The sequence below is a fragment of the Ktedonobacter racemifer DSM 44963 genome, assembly GCF_000178855.1.
Lineage (GTDB): Bacteria > Chloroflexota > Ktedonobacteria > Ktedonobacterales > Ktedonobacteraceae > Ktedonobacter > Ktedonobacter racemifer.
Genome location: NZ_ADVG01000001.1, coordinates 1638811 through 1652705, shown reverse-complemented (window position 1 = coordinate 1652705; position 13895 = coordinate 1638811). Strand labels below are relative to the sequence as shown.

The 13895-nt window shown below is 55.6% G+C and carries 10 protein-coding genes and 1 tRNA gene; 5 read left to right on the top strand and 6 right to left on the bottom strand.

All coding sequences use genetic code 11. From position 1 onward, the window contains the following. Positions 1 to 182: 182 nt before the first annotated feature. On the bottom strand, positions 183 to 2861 hold the full coding sequence (locus tag KRAC_RS79005; RefSeq protein ID WP_007905652.1) for a winged helix-turn-helix domain-containing protein: 2679 nt from the start codon (positions 2859 to 2861) through the stop codon (positions 183 to 185). Between the two features lie 221 nt (positions 2862 to 3082). Then, the gene (locus tag KRAC_RS07250; protein WP_007905651.1) at positions 3083 to 3931 is read right to left on the bottom strand and encodes a hypothetical protein; all 849 of its coding nucleotides are present in this window, start codon (positions 3929 to 3931) and stop codon (positions 3083 to 3085) included. Between the two features lie 286 nt (positions 3932 to 4217). Between KRAC_RS07250 and KRAC_RS07245 the strand changes: the two genes are divergently transcribed. After that, complete coding sequence (locus KRAC_RS07245) at positions 4218 to 5480, top strand: sensor histidine kinase (RefSeq protein WP_169460868.1); 1263 nt, start codon at positions 4218 to 4220, stop codon at positions 5478 to 5480. A 149-nt stretch (positions 5481 to 5629) separates the two neighbouring features. Here KRAC_RS07245 and KRAC_RS07240 read toward each other — a convergent pair whose 3' ends face one another. After that, complete coding sequence (locus KRAC_RS07240) at positions 5630 to 7162, bottom strand: zinc ribbon domain-containing protein (protein WP_007905648.1); 1533 nt, start codon at positions 7160 to 7162, stop codon at positions 5630 to 5632. 150 nt (positions 7163 to 7312) lie between these two features. Here KRAC_RS07240 and KRAC_RS07235 point away from each other — a divergent pair, with 150 nt between their 5' ends. Further along, on the top strand, positions 7313 to 7906 hold the full coding sequence (locus KRAC_RS07235) for a response regulator transcription factor (protein WP_007905647.1): 594 nt from the start codon (positions 7313 to 7315) through the stop codon (positions 7904 to 7906). A gap of 424 nt (positions 7907 to 8330) precedes the next feature. After that, positions 8331 to 8756, top strand: a complete 426-nt coding sequence (locus KRAC_RS07230) for an SRPBCC family protein (RefSeq protein ID WP_007905646.1) — start codon at positions 8331 to 8333, stop codon at positions 8754 to 8756. A 243-nt stretch (positions 8757 to 8999) separates the two neighbouring features. Here KRAC_RS07230 and KRAC_RS70900 read toward each other — a convergent pair whose 3' ends face one another. The 3 genes from KRAC_RS70900 to KRAC_RS07220 all read right to left on the bottom strand — a co-directional run bounded on the left by KRAC_RS70900 (position 9000) and on the right by KRAC_RS07220 (position 12313). Next, entirely contained in the window at positions 9000 to 9170 is a 171-nt protein-coding gene (locus tag KRAC_RS70900; protein WP_157506339.1) for a hypothetical protein, read from the bottom strand. 149 nt (positions 9171 to 9319) lie between these two features. Beyond that, positions 9320 to 10681 (bottom strand): phenylacetate--CoA ligase family protein, encoded by a 1362-nt coding sequence (locus KRAC_RS07225; protein WP_007905643.1) that lies wholly within the window; start codon positions 10679 to 10681, stop codon positions 9320 to 9322. 222 nt (positions 10682 to 10903) lie between these two features. Then, a complete protein-coding gene (locus KRAC_RS07220) occupies positions 10904 to 12313 on the bottom strand; it encodes an ISKra4-like element ISKra2 family transposase (RefSeq protein ID WP_007905642.1) in 1410 nt (469 codons plus the stop codon). A gap of 461 nt (positions 12314 to 12774) precedes the next feature. On the opposite strand from KRAC_RS07220, the gene KRAC_RS07210 reads away from it, so the two are divergent. Both KRAC_RS07210 and KRAC_RS70895 read left to right on the top strand, forming a co-directional pair. Then, the gene (locus tag KRAC_RS07210; RefSeq protein WP_007905641.1) at positions 12775 to 13431 is read left to right on the top strand and encodes an HAD family hydrolase; all 657 of its coding nucleotides are present in this window, start codon (positions 12775 to 12777) and stop codon (positions 13429 to 13431) included. Between the two features lie 44 nt (positions 13432 to 13475). Beyond that, positions 13476 to 13571 (top strand) — tRNA-Sec (locus KRAC_RS70895). The last annotated feature ends 324 nt before the right edge of the window (positions 13572 to 13895 follow it).

Here is a 13895-nt window from a genome sequence, read left to right as displayed (position 1 = left end):
CACTTAAAGTTGACACTAAAGATGAATGAATGGTATTTCGTTGGAGTCACGAAATGACCGCAGAAAAAGCAGATGCTAAAGCTTATCCTACTGCTTCGATGCTGCTGCATTGGGATGGTCAGTATCCCGCACAGACTGTTCTTGCGCCTCCGCAGCCTCATCTGTCTCCAGAGAGAGCAAGGTCAAACCCACACTGTTGATCTTGAGCAGAACCCGATAGAGTGCCGCTTGATCGAGCAGCGATCCGCAGAGCACTGTTTTGTCAAATGCTTCTGGGATAATCTCAAGATCCTCAAACCATTCTTGCCAGGACAGGTCGAGATGTCCTTTGATGGTGATGCGGTATCGCATCTATGGAGCATTCCTCCTTCGTTCAAGATGATTGAAGTATAAAGCGCCAGCGGGCGAGTTGTGATCGCCCGATAGGGTGGTTGTGAGAGGGTGAGAGGAGAAGTGTGCATCTCCCATTGCGAGAGCGTATCCAGAGCCTGGACGGTCTCTCCAGAAGCGTGTAGCAGGCGGGCCTGGATAAACGCCCCTGATGCCTGAATGTGAACCGCCTCTTCCGGCTTTTCTCTCAAAGCCAGTGCTTGCGACAGATAACTCTGTGCGTCTGCCATCTCATTGCGTTCATAGGCCAGACGCGCAAGGTTATGATAGGTCGATGAAGGAAAGAAAGGCTCTGGCTCCCCTGTTTCTAAGAGCAAATGCTGGCGGGAAAACTCCTGGTCTTCATCAACGTAGGTAAGGCCCTGCTGATAGTAGTATGCGGCCTTGCGCACCTCGCCTTTTTCCAGGCACACCTCACCCAGGAAGAGGGAGGCAGCGAAGGCTGAGGAATGATCGCCGAGGTTTTTCGTCCTCCTATATCCTTCGAGAAAGCACTGCCAGGCCATCTGTACCTCGCCTGCAAGCAAGGCCGCTAACCCCCTGACCAGAAGGTTATCATGATACATGAGACTGTGCCCGGTCAGGAGTGATTGGGCCTGATGGGCAAAGGCAAACAGACGTACCAGATCGTCTTGAAAGAAGGCCAGGTTGGCACGATGTTGCAGGGTTTCCCCCAGGTGTTCCCACCGTTCTTGCCTTGCAAAGCCCTGCTCTGCCCACTCAAGCAAGGACTCAACGCGTGCCCACAAGGTCGATGAACGCCGATCTATGGTAAACATCATGGCCACTGCGTACAGAAAACTGAGGTCCGGTTGAGCTTGTAGCACCTCGTCTGGTATGCGTCTCAGCCAGGAGCAAATCAAATGGTAGGGATTGCGAAAGCTGTGGGGAGCTACAAACTGCCCAATCAGGGTCGCCGCACGGGGAAATGCTTCACCCGTCAGGGCCGCTTCGATGGCTTCTGGCAAGAGCCGCTGGTGCTCATACCACAGACTTGCATTGTTACTGAGCATACGCACGGTAGGTGCTCCCAGACGACGTTGTGCTTCGTGCTGCATTGCCTGCGCCCACAACGCATGATAGCGATACCACCGTCGGCTCTCATCGAGGGGTTGGAGAAAGAGATTGGCGCGCATGATCTGTTCCAGCAGGAGCTCACTGTCATTTCTCCCCGTGACCGCATCACAGAGCGAGGCGCTCAAGCGGCTTAGCCCACTGGTCTGGAGCAAGAAGTCTTGCAGGTGTGACGGCAATCTCGCGAGAATCTCTTCACGCATGTAATCGAGCAGGAAATGCTGGATGCCGCTCAGCGTTTGTACACCAGCAGAGGGATCAGCGTGTTTCTGGAGAAAGATCGCTGCCAGTTGCAGGCTGGCAATCCAACCCTCCGTGCGGGCTTCCATCAGCTCGACATTAGCCTCCGAGAGCGCAATTCCCATGCTCTGCTTGAGAAAGTGGCGTGTTTCATCTAGCGTAAAGCGCAAATCAGTATCTCGAATTTCACCCAGGTGGCCGCGTGCCCGAAAGCGGTAGAGGGGAAGATCCGGGTCCACGCGACTGGCCAGTACCAGATGCACATGAGACGGCAGGTGCTCTATCCAGAAGGTCAGGGACGCGTGAATGGTTGACTCGTTGATCACATGATAATCATCCAGGATCAGCAAAATGGGCGAGGTTTCTCCATGCATGTCAGCCATCTCATTGAGGAGCGTCGTCAAGCCAGGAGAAAGAGATCCAGGAGCTTGCAGCAAGGCGAGCGCGCGCGCTCCAATCTCAGGCCAACATCTGCGCAGAGCCGCGATCAGTGAGACCCAAAAGCGCGTCAGGTCGTTGTCCAATGCCTCCAGAGAGAGCCAGGCGACGGCCTCGTGATGCCTGTGCGCCCACGCGGAGAGCAGGGTGGTCTTGCCCCAGCCTGCGGAAGCGGAGAGCAAGGTCAGCGGGCGGGACAGAGCCGTATCCAGGGCCAAGAGGAGACGCTCCCGGACGACAAGGGTGGCAGGCAGGTGGGGAGGAGAGAGCCTGGTCATCACCATCGTCGCCCCAGGCTCTAGGCCCGTTTGCGAAAAGATCTTGTTATTGGCCTGTGCGGCCTGCAAGGAAGGAAGAGGGTCAGACACAGGCGGGGATTCGGGTGAAAGCTCCTGATTGAATGCCTGAAGATCCTGTGCTGCCTCCTCTAAACGAGCGAAAGTCACGGTCTCACTCCGCCCCAAGTAGCGCTTCCTGGTCTGAACGGAACTCGTGTGGTAGGCATACCAGTAGCCTGCTCCGCGTTTGCGTGCTTCTTTGTAGACACTGAGACGACCGTATTGGCCCTGGAAAGAGAAAGCAGTATGTGTCGTTAACCAGAAGAACCACGACTCCACGATTCCTGATAGGAACTGCACGGGATGGCAAGCAGGGGCATGAAGTTCATAAATGCTGCCCTCAGGAGACCAAATGAGGACATGACCGGGTAATTTTGGCATACGCTCCGCTCCTTTGCTCGATTCTTCCCAACTTCCCAACTTCCCAACACGGATGAGTGTAACAGAAACTAGCACAGCAAACAAGCTGTGTTCTCATATTGGTGGAACCACATCACAGGCGCATCCATTTATCTCTTCACATCTGCTGTCTTGATTTGTATGCGAAAGGATCTTTTGGATCAGACAGAAAAGGAACAGCGCTGATATATGACAGAACCCTTTTACCTCGGCAAGCCCGGTCCCAGCACGACAAAGTAGACCAGCAGGGCGAATGCGCCCAGGACCAGCCAGGGCAGACTGCGCGTAGGGGTGAGTGGTGTGGCGGGTGTGGCGGGTGAGCTTTTGCCAATGAAGACGTTCAGAAAGACCAGGAAGCAGGTGCCGCCAAAAGAGGCTGCGGCGGCTGAGATCAGGATGAGTTGCGGGCTGGTGGGATTAAACATCCCGGCGAGTGTGCTGATGATGCTGCCAGCCAGATAGGCGATGGTGGCTAATTGATTGGCGCGGCGGTGACGGTTGCGTACACCCTGGCCAAGAAAGGGATCGATGGCGCGCACAGACCACCAGAGCGCGAGGATCAGCACGCCGCAACCAAGGACAATCAGGCCGATGCGCCAGAGCGCGAGCGGCTCCAAACCTTTGGTGAAGGAGATCCAGTCACCAAAGCCAAGGAGTGTAGGGAAAACCAGGTAGCCTCCGACGATAAAGAGATTGATGGTAGCCAGCAGCCAGAGGAAATAGCGAGCATTGGTATTCGCGTGACGCAAGGTGCGGAGCAAACCCATGGCGATGAGCGCGCCTACGAGATTACCCGCACAGCCAGCGGCATCCACGGCGCGCGCGCGCCAGGGGTCGGCTCCGGTAAAAGAAACTTCCAGATCGACTGAGGTCACGCGGGTGGGATGCAAGCCCAGAATCAGAGCGGCCAGGCCATGACCAAGAACCTCATGAATGATGGTACCCAGCAAATAGCTACAAATGGCAATGGCGATCACGGTCAGGAGATTGATACGCGCGAAGCTGCCTGGCGTGTCAGCAATTGTCGCCGACTGGATGGTCGTCTTGTTCATGTTTTTTCCTTTCAAGTCAGGTTTTGCGTTCTCTCAATCAAACCATAGCAACGATACTTCTGTGATCCACCAGGCGAAGGGATGGAGATTCAGTCTTCTGGTTGAATCCCTTTCCACTGAATGATGGTTTGCGCCCCAGGGCCGCTCTGCCATACTAAGACCAGGCTGCGTGATATACTGGGAGTACTCTTTGGGGAAGAGGAAAAGGCCCACTGGGGAAGGCGCGCGGCTGGATGAGCAGGGAGGCCCGGCACATTTTTCGTAGAACAGGAGATCAATGCATCGCATGCAGCTTCCTGATTTCGTCCCTTCTGGCGCAGCGCGGGAGAAAAACGCCGCGTCGCAACGCCCGATCTGGTTGCGCTGGCTACCGTTCTGGCATGGCTTCGCATCTCTTTTTCTCGTGACCGTGATTGGATTAGCATTTTTCCACACAAGCAACGGGCAAACGCGCGCGCTGCTGATCCTGCTGGCGTTCCTCTGGCTGGGCTGGTATAGCGTATGCGTGGTTAGCAACCCGCTATCGTGGCACGGACATCCCTGGCGAACCTGCGGCTATCTGATAATTGGCTGGGCGCTCTGGGTGGGCTTGATTTCCCTCGATTTTTCCTGTTTTGTCCTGTTGCTTGTTTTATACACGCAGGTCTTTCTCTTCCCGCCCATGCCCTGGAAGGTGCTCCTGGCGCTTGCCCTGACGGGACTTTACCTCTGGTGCGAAGTCGTTTCTACGGGGAGCTGGGATAGTCTGATTTTCTTTGAGCTGAGTATTACCGTGCTCTGCATTATTATCGCCGTCTTTGTGGATGCGGTGGTCAGGCAGAGTCACATACGCCAGCGCTTGTTTAGTGAACTGGAGGCCACCAGGCAAGAATTGGCACAGATCGAGCGGCAAGCGGGCATTACAGAGGAGCGGCAACGTCTGGCCCATGAGATCCATGACACGCTGGCGCAGGGCTTTATCGGGATTGTCATGCACCTTGAAACCGCTGACGCGGTTTTGCAGGGCGAAACGGAAACGGCACGCCAGCATCTGGACCAGGCGCGGTTCATCGCGCGCGAGAACCTGGTCGAGGCGCGACGGCTGATGTGGGCGTTGCAACCGGAGGCCCTGGACCGCGCGCCTTTGAGCGAGGTTTTGGGAAGTTTTGTGGCGTGTTGGTCGCAAGAAAGCGGCATTTCCGCGACCACGTTGGTCACGGGCCAGGCGCGTGGGCAGCGTCCCGAACGCGAACTGGCACTCTTACGTGCCGCCCAGGAGGCTCTGACCAATGTTCGCAAGCACGCTCACGCCTCGCGAGTTACCGTAACGCTCTCTTATATGGAGGATATGGTCACACTGGATGTGCAGGACAACGGCATAGGTTTCGAGCAAAACGAGCGGTACAAGTCGTTCCCCCAGGAGCACGCGAGCGGCTTTGGCTTAAAGGGACTGAGAGAGCGCGTCAAGAAATTACAGGGTACTCTGGCCATCGAGAGTATGCCCGGCGAAGGTACCACGCTCGCGGTGGCCCTGCCGGAAGAATCCTGCGCACACGAAAGGGAAAGATGAGCAAACAGCGTTTAGTGATTGCCGACGATCACCCGGTCGTTCGCGCGGGTTTAGAGGGCATGCTGGTTAGTGACACTCCGCATCGGCTAAAGCCGAGCAGCTTCTGACACTGTGCCGTAGTCGGGTTCGTGAGACAGGTGGCGTAGCCACTACTCAAAGTGAACCCGTAGTTGGGACGCAATATCTGGGAAAGACGCGCCCATCCGGCGCCTTCTCCCCTGGGCGGTGCCATGCCCGTTGGCATGATCTCCACGCCTGGCCGCAGGGATGGATGGTCCCATCTGGCGTTTGGCATCCTGGGAGATCCCAACACCTGAGTCTTTCGACTCCCTCTTCGCACGTTGCGAACGAGCATGAGGCTTTTCCTTCAACGGTTCTTGCGTCCGCTCGATCAAGCGCTGTCCGACACGGATACTGGCATTGCGGTCGGCATGATCGCGCATCTGGCATTGTGGGCACAGACAGAGTGCGGCACCGGAGGTATAGCCTTCCACAGGGTGTCCCTGATTATAGCGAATGACAGCAGCGTGACAGCGATGGCATTCTCTGCTCGTATTGCGCGGATTCACACGGCAGGTGATGATGCCGCCTGCATGCCAGGCTTTGTACGTTGCATAGCGGAACAGGCGCCCCTTCATCCAGTAGGCGCGTTTGCTATTGCTCCGGCGCGAATACGTGCCCTTCTCCGGTTGCAGGTTGCCCAGATGTTCAAAAACCAGGATGCTCGCCTTGTGCTCGCTGGCGAACTGGACAATGCGAGCGCTCACCAGGTGCGCGATCTGCTCGTCCACGTGCCTGATCTTCGCCCAGAGGTCGGCATTGTCCTGTTCGTTCTCGGCGATGAGACCAGTCTGTGATCGGTTGCGTGCAATACGTCCAAGCAGTTGTTTCCTACAGCCCGATACCGCTGTGCCATTTCCGATGAAGGAAGTAGCCAGGATGGTGCCGTCAACTGTCTGGACACTGCACACAGCGAGATGCTTGTCGAGATTGAGATCCACCGCACAGAGACGTGTCTGGGCGGTGGTGAGTTGCTCTCCGCTCTTTGCGGGAGTCTCGAAGGTCTTCTCAATGGGAGTATGCAGCCACCAGCGATCCCCCTTGCGAACAAGCTGTGGACTGCCCATCGCGTACCCATCGGGGAGATCGCGACCGAGGATGTGGACTTTGAGCCAGGACCAGCACGAGCCGGTCCAGACTTTGAGCACGATACCATGCCTATGACGCTCACGCCAAAGGCTTGCGTAGAAGGGAACCGACTTCTTCCATGATCGGGGTGGGACTGGTGGCTGCTCCCGAAACGGCCTCTTCTTGCGCTTTTTCGTGTGTTTGGCTTCGTGTTTCTGCTTCCGTGCTCGCCATGTTTTGAGGGAGGAGAAAAATGCGCGGGCCGAACCAAGGGCCGCATTGATGGCGGCGCGTCTGAACATCGCCGGGATATCTGGCGCGAGATCGGTGAGCGGCATGATCGGATGGGGGCTAGACTCCGTTGCATGCGTGAGTTTCTCCAGGGCCGTGAGGGCCTGCTTGTTTTTGAGGGAAAGGAGACCCTCGTGCGCCTGAATACAGTCGAAATAAAAGGCCACGACACGATTGAAGAGGGCCTGATTTGCCGCGAAGTAGGCAGCATACTGCGGCGGATAGTGCAACGCCTGCCTGATGGTTTTCGTGGCTTTTGCCATTTTCAGGACCTCCTCTCACAAAATAGATGGTATCTCTCGTAGAGAATACTCTGCTGATGTGAAATTGTCAAACATGTGTTCTATGAGTACTAGGTTTGATAAGGGCTCAAGCCCAATAACACGCCTCACCACGGTCGAAAGAACCGTGGCTTGCGGCGGGCTAAAGCCCTATCCTGTCAAGCCGATTTTGAGGTAGTGGGCGAGGCCACGCACGGCCAGGAGGCGATCGAATTGATCACACGTCTCAAACCAGATGTGATCATTATGGATCTGCGGATGGCGAAGATGGGTGGGGCAGAGGCCATTACCGGATTGCGCCAGTTGGGCATAACGATTCCCATTCTGGTCCTGACCACCTATGACAGCAACGCCGATATCCTCCACGCGGTCAAAGCCGGGGCCACGGGCTACATTCTTAAAGACGCGCCCCGCGAACAACTCTTCGCCGCCATTCGGACGGTTGCGCAGGGCAAATCCGTCTTCGCTCCTGAAGTTGTCACACGCCTGCTGCGCCATATGCAAACTCCTCCCAGTTCAGTGCTCAGCGAGCGTGAACTCGAAGTCCTGGCGCTCGTTGGACGCGGAGCTAGCAACAAGGAGGCCGCGCGCAGCCTGTTTATCAGTGAAGCTACCATCAAATCGCACCTCCTGCGCATCTTTGGCAAACTGGGCGTCGAGGACCGCACTGCGGCAGTGACGGTTGCCCTGGAGAAGGGTATGTTGCATCTGAACGAGGAGAAATAAGCACTTTCCTGATGAAACATTCCTTTGCTTTTCTGCTCCAAACTCTTTTAAGAAGCGATGAAAGAATGAGTGTGCTTCAGGCTTCCTGAGGAAGAGAAAAGGGTGATATTCTGGCTCAACTCTCTTTGAGCAGGAGATACCAGGTCTGTCTGAGGTAATCTGGGAAATACCTCGTAGCAAGTGATATTGTGATCAACCAGGCGAATGGATGGAGATTCAGTCTTCTGGTTGAATCTCTTTTCCATCGTCTGGTGGTTTACGGATCGAGGCCGCCCGGCGATACTGAGGATGAGGCCGCGTGAGAGAGTGGGAACGGCCTGACACGGCAATTTTGACCAGCGAAGCCATCGCCTGAACAGGTATGGCACGTTTCCTTTGAGAAGCTTCTGCTAAGCATAGTGAGAAAGAGGATGGAGTTCCGTTTATGTGGACTATTTCTGCAACAGCACACACCCGCGCCACTGCTTCGCGCGTTTGGGCGATCTATTGTGATGTCGCCAATTGGCCTCGGTGGGACTATGGCCTTGACAAGTATCAGCCTGATGGCCCTTTCGTTACGGGTACTTCTGGCACCTTGCAACCCACGGGGGGACCAGAGTTACCCTTTACACTTGTCCTCGTCGAGGAAGGGCAGCGCTTTATTGATCGTACACCCATTGGACCAGACCACGCGATCATTGGCCGCCATGAGTTGACCCTTTCGGCTTCAGGCACTCAGATTACTCACACCGTCGAAATCGAAGGCCCCGATGCCGAGCATCTCGCTCAAGAGATGGGCTTTAAGCAAGAAGAATTAGCAGAAACTGTCTCCAACCTGGCTCGATATGCGGATTCGGATCACCAGGGCTGAGACCAATTCGAGTGCCTTTAGAGGCCGTAAGAGAAACTCCGCTCAGGCTAGTTGAGCGGAGTTTCTTGTACCAAGTCGAACTCAGGTGCGCGCTAATTGAGGTTATTCGCCAAAAGATGAAGGATATCGACAGGAAAAAAGCAGAATTGGACCAGACTCAGACATATCTTGCACATATGCTGGCACTCAAGTTGGCGTGGAGCGAGGCCGAAGAGAATGGAACTGCTCATGGTAATCCCTGCGTCATTCCTGGGCATTGATCAGAAGCGCCTGCGTCTTTAAGAAGCCAGAAGCCTCATGACCCATGCGTGCCTTAGTGCGTGCCTGAACTTGCTCTTTGATAGAGCAGGAGGCAACAAACGACGTGAGCAATGCCAGGCAAAGCAAACAAATAATCCCTTTTTTCCACATCATAAGCCTCCTCGAAGTATTGAATATAAGGCTATGCTATAGGGCCCCTCTTTTACTAACTGTATGCCTCCAACAATAGTTCTTGTTCTATGCTAAAGAGAAGGGGCGGACCCGCTGATTAGCGGGTCCGCCCCTTCTCTTTACTCTTCGCCTTACTTCTGTTCGACCGCTTGCAGGTTGCGCCGATCCTCGACGCGCGCACTGGCGGTCTTGGACTCGCCACCCGTGGCGCGTGGCAGACTATCGACTGGTACCAGGTGAACATGCGGCGTGTTGCCCGTGACCGACTTGACCGCCTCGGCCATCTGCTTCTGGAGCTGCTTCACGAACTCTTCGCTCTCCAGCATGGCGTTCTCTTTGACCTCCACCTTCAGATCGAAGGTATCCAGGCCGTTACGCTTGTCGACGATGATGCGGAAGTTCGCGCCCGTCTCGGGGAAGCGCAGCAGCGCTGCCTCGATCTGGCTGGGGAAGACGATCAGGCCGCGAATGGGCACGGCGTCATCCGTGCGCCCCTTAATGGCTGCGATCTTTGGATGTGTGCGTCCACAGGCGCAGCGCTCCTCCCACCAGATGCGTGAGAGGTCGCGGCTACGATAGCGCAGCATCGCCGTACCATCGGCGTTGAGCCAGGTCCAGACCAGTTCGCCCTCTTCGCCCTCGCCCACAGGCTCGCCCGTCTCGGGATTGATGCATTCCACCAGGAAGGCGTCCGCCCAGGCGTGCATGCCATCGCGTGTCTCGCATTCACAGGTCATGCCCGGCCCCAGAAACTCAGTCATGCCAAACTCATCATAGGCCGTAATACCGAAATACTCTTCCAACTTGAGGCGTGTCTCCCAGGGCCATGGCTCCGCGCCAAAGAGACCAACTTTCAGCTTGCTCTTCTTGAAGTCAACCCCCATCTCGCGCGCCTTATTGCCGACGTAGAGTCCAACGGAGGGCGTCATACACATGCCAGCCACGCCAAAGTCGAAAATAAAATCGATGAAGCGCTCGTACTGGCGCGCATCCGAACCCATGGGGATGACCATCACGCCCATCTTCATCGCGCCATAATGGAAGCCAAAGCCGCCCGTGGGCAACCCATAGCCATAACTATTCATAAAGACATCGCCTGGCCGCAGACCCGTCATCCATAGCTCGCGTGCGTTCAAGTCCGCCCAGTTCTCAATATCCTTCATCGTCGCGAAGACCGGCACACTCTTGCCCGTTGTACCACTGGTTGCATGAACCTCTACCGCGCCATTCTCGCCGCCAATGGGAGCTAGCGCCATCCCATAGGGGTAGGCCCCGCGCACGCTCTTCTTCTCCAGGAATGGCAGCTTGCGAATATCTTCCAATGACTGAATATCCGAAGGCTTGACCCCCACTTCATCATAGAGCTTGCGGTAGAAAGAATTCTGGTGGTAGACGCGCTCTACCATTGCCTGCAAACGCTGTAGCTGTAGTGCCTTCAGCTTCTCTTTAGGAAGGGTCTCTATCTCTTCTTGAAAGAATCTACGAAAACTCATCAATAATTCCTCCAGGTCACATATTATCTATTTCAACGCGATAGCTTTCTTTATGGTAGAAATAGCTTAGCATAGGAGCCCAAATGTTCCCCTTCTACCTCGCCCGCACCGTTGAGATATTGAGATAGAAGCTGGAAAAATTTTTTTCCTTCTATAATATGCCATTTATTCTAGCATGACGCAGTGGGATACGTCTATTTCTCGGTACCCTCCGGGTGAGCGTCATCTTTTTGCAATGGATTTGGGACGACAAGCCAACACTCGTTTCCATGGATGATGGGTTGAAGGGCGTGAGGAACCAGGTAAGGTGGCAGCAGGTGCCATTGGACGAGGGGGAGGGGGAAGTGGCTTGGGAGTAGGGGAACGAAAGCGAAGGAGCGAGAGCATCAAGGAAGAGACCATCTGCTCAAGACGAGGTGTCGCTCGCTCGTTGCGACGCTGCTCCCGGTGACGGAGTTGCTCCCGCTCAATCTCTTGCCAGCAGAGATCCCATCGCTCATTACAGACGGCGTTGCGTAAGGTGAGCATGGGATTGACATGACTGGGCTCCCAATGCATACCTGCTCCTTTGAGGCGGGCTTGCACCACCACTTTATTGGCGCTTTCCACCATCCCTGACCCAATCGGCCAGCCTGCGGCTTGAAACTGGGGATACTGCATCAAGGCTTCGCGTTTGAGAAAATAGCCGACCTGTTCACGCACCCCTTCCTGTTGGGCGATCTGAGCTGGTAAACGAGCAAGCAGCCAGATGAGCAAACGGGGACCTCGATGTTTGAGTCGATGGCAGGCACGCTCCAGCAGGTCGTCAGGCAGAACGAGGCCGGCTTGTTGGAGCGCTTGGATGAGCAGATGGAGATGCTCTGCTGCATGAGGAAAATCCAAGATGCGCAACGCTTGGGGACAGTGGAGATCGAGGAAGCCCTGCAACCACTCGGCACCATCAGTGACTGCTCCGATTTCTTGAGCCTGCCGGACCCCTCGCTCTCGCATCTCCACATCAGCCAAGGTCGCAAAGGTCTGAGCATCACACATGCGAGAAAAATAGGAGAGATGACTGACCGTGACCTCTTGTGCTCCAGCCGGACTGGTGGAGGGTTCGACTTCTCCAAAAGCCACCGTTCGAACCTCTGCCCACTGCCCTTTGAGCAAAGGCACATAGGCCCCATCGGCGCTGATGGCCAGGCGCTTGGTAGGCTTGCTCACAGATGGTGACGAGGCGAAAGGTTCCGAGGCCAGAACCGTTTGCACCGCCAGGGCCAAGGCACCTGCCTGCTCACTCTGTCGACGCGCGCTCGCTTCACTGACCTGAACCCCGAGCAGACGTTGCATCATCTCAGCAGCTCGCGCAAAAGGCATCCAGCTCGAAAGATGGACCAGATGCTCGTGTTGCAACGATGTCAAGTTCCTCCCTCTTGGGAGAGCTAACTCCTCATCGAGGGGGAAAAAGCCCTGTCCCACACGTGGGGCAAGTTCCGTACGTTCTGCTGAGCGTGATCTCTTGTCCTCCTGCTCCTTGCAGACGGCGGGGTCGTTTCCCACGGGCTTGCAGTGGGGTGCCACACACGGGACAGGTGGGGCGCTCTTGGGCTGAGGTACCACTCCAGTCACGTTGCGCACTTGCTTGAGCTGCATCTTGAATCACTTGGGCTTCCAGTCGACTCAGGCGCTGATGCACTTCCTGTTCAATCTCACGTAAGGTCACCTTGGGATGGTCTCGCCGCCAGGCTTTGATATCGGTGAGAATCTGTGCGCTGAGTTGTTGCCAGCCTTGATCAGTCTCTTCGCTCATGTTTTTCCCTTCCCCTCTTGAGAATGAACACATCTTCGCAGAAGAGGGGGCTTTTGTCTAGCCCAATTGCAAAAACATGACGCTCACCCGTACCCTCCCTTCGCGGAGAGTCTTCGCGCCAGCGGCGCTCGGGGGAAGGGGATGTGGATGGTAACAGCTTCGCCGTTGCCATCCACATCCCCTTCCCCCGAGGCGAGCGTAGCGAGCCGAGGCAAGAACTGGAAACCCCTGACTCATATGGTATGATGAAGAAAAGCTCATTTATTCTTCAGCTAAAACATCCATTACTGGAGCACACATTTCTATGACAGAAGCAATCGTCCGTGCCGTAATCTGGGATCTTGACGGCGTAATCATTGATAGCGCCGACTCCCATCGCAAAGCCTGGTATCGCCTGGCGCAGGACTTGAACATCCCCTATAGCGATGAGCAATTCTGGTCCACCTTCGGCTGGCGCAACGACGCCATCATCCCCACCATGGTCGGCGAGGCCACCCCTGAGCGCATCAAAGAACTGGCCGACCGTAAAGAGGCCTACTTCCGCGACTATGCCCGCCACACCATCGCCTTCCTCCCTGGCTCGGAAGAACTGCTAGCCGCTCTCCACAAGGCGGGCTATCCCCAGGCCCTCGCCTCCTCCACACCCCGCGAAAATATCGCCCTGATCAGTGAGGTCCTTGGCCTTGAGCGTTATCTCAACGCCCTGGTCTCTGGCGAAGAGGTTGCGCGCGGTAAGCCTGCCCCCGACGTTTTCCTCAAGGCCGCCGATTCTCTAGGTGTTGCCCCCACGCGCTGCCTGGTCATCGAGGATGCCGTCGCCGGAATTGAGGCCGCACGCGCCGGCGGTATGCGCTCCATCGCCGTGGCTGGTGAGCGTGACCTCCCCGGACTACGCGCCGCCAATCTCGTCGTCAAAGACCTCACCGAAGTCTCCCTCCAGCGTATCCGCGCCCTGGCTTGACAGGCACCTTGTCGAGTGGCACAATAGCACATGTCCACCGACGAGGAGGCGTAGGGGCCCCGGTGGGTCTCACCGTCTTCAAAACGGCTGGGGGGTCGCTCGGCGCGGTCCCCGGTGAGTTCGACTCTCATACGCCTCTGCCTTTTTGAGTGAAATGCATGCTGTGCGCCGTGTCATTGGACCTGTAATTTAACCCATAGGTTTTGCAGAATCTGCAAAACTATGCTTCCATTTTTCTCTGCAAAACTATGCTTCCAATTTTGTTATTACACATTCCTAGTGACGGATGAGCTTTTCAGTGCAATGTGAACCTTCCTTTGAGCGTAAAAAGCAGTCTTTCTTCGCGACCAACCGGACCTTTTTACCAAGAATTGTATAAGAATCCTTATTTTACCTTAAATATCAAGTAAAATATAGTTCGATTACCTTTTAATATATTCCTGCCCAATTTCTCTGAGATAGTT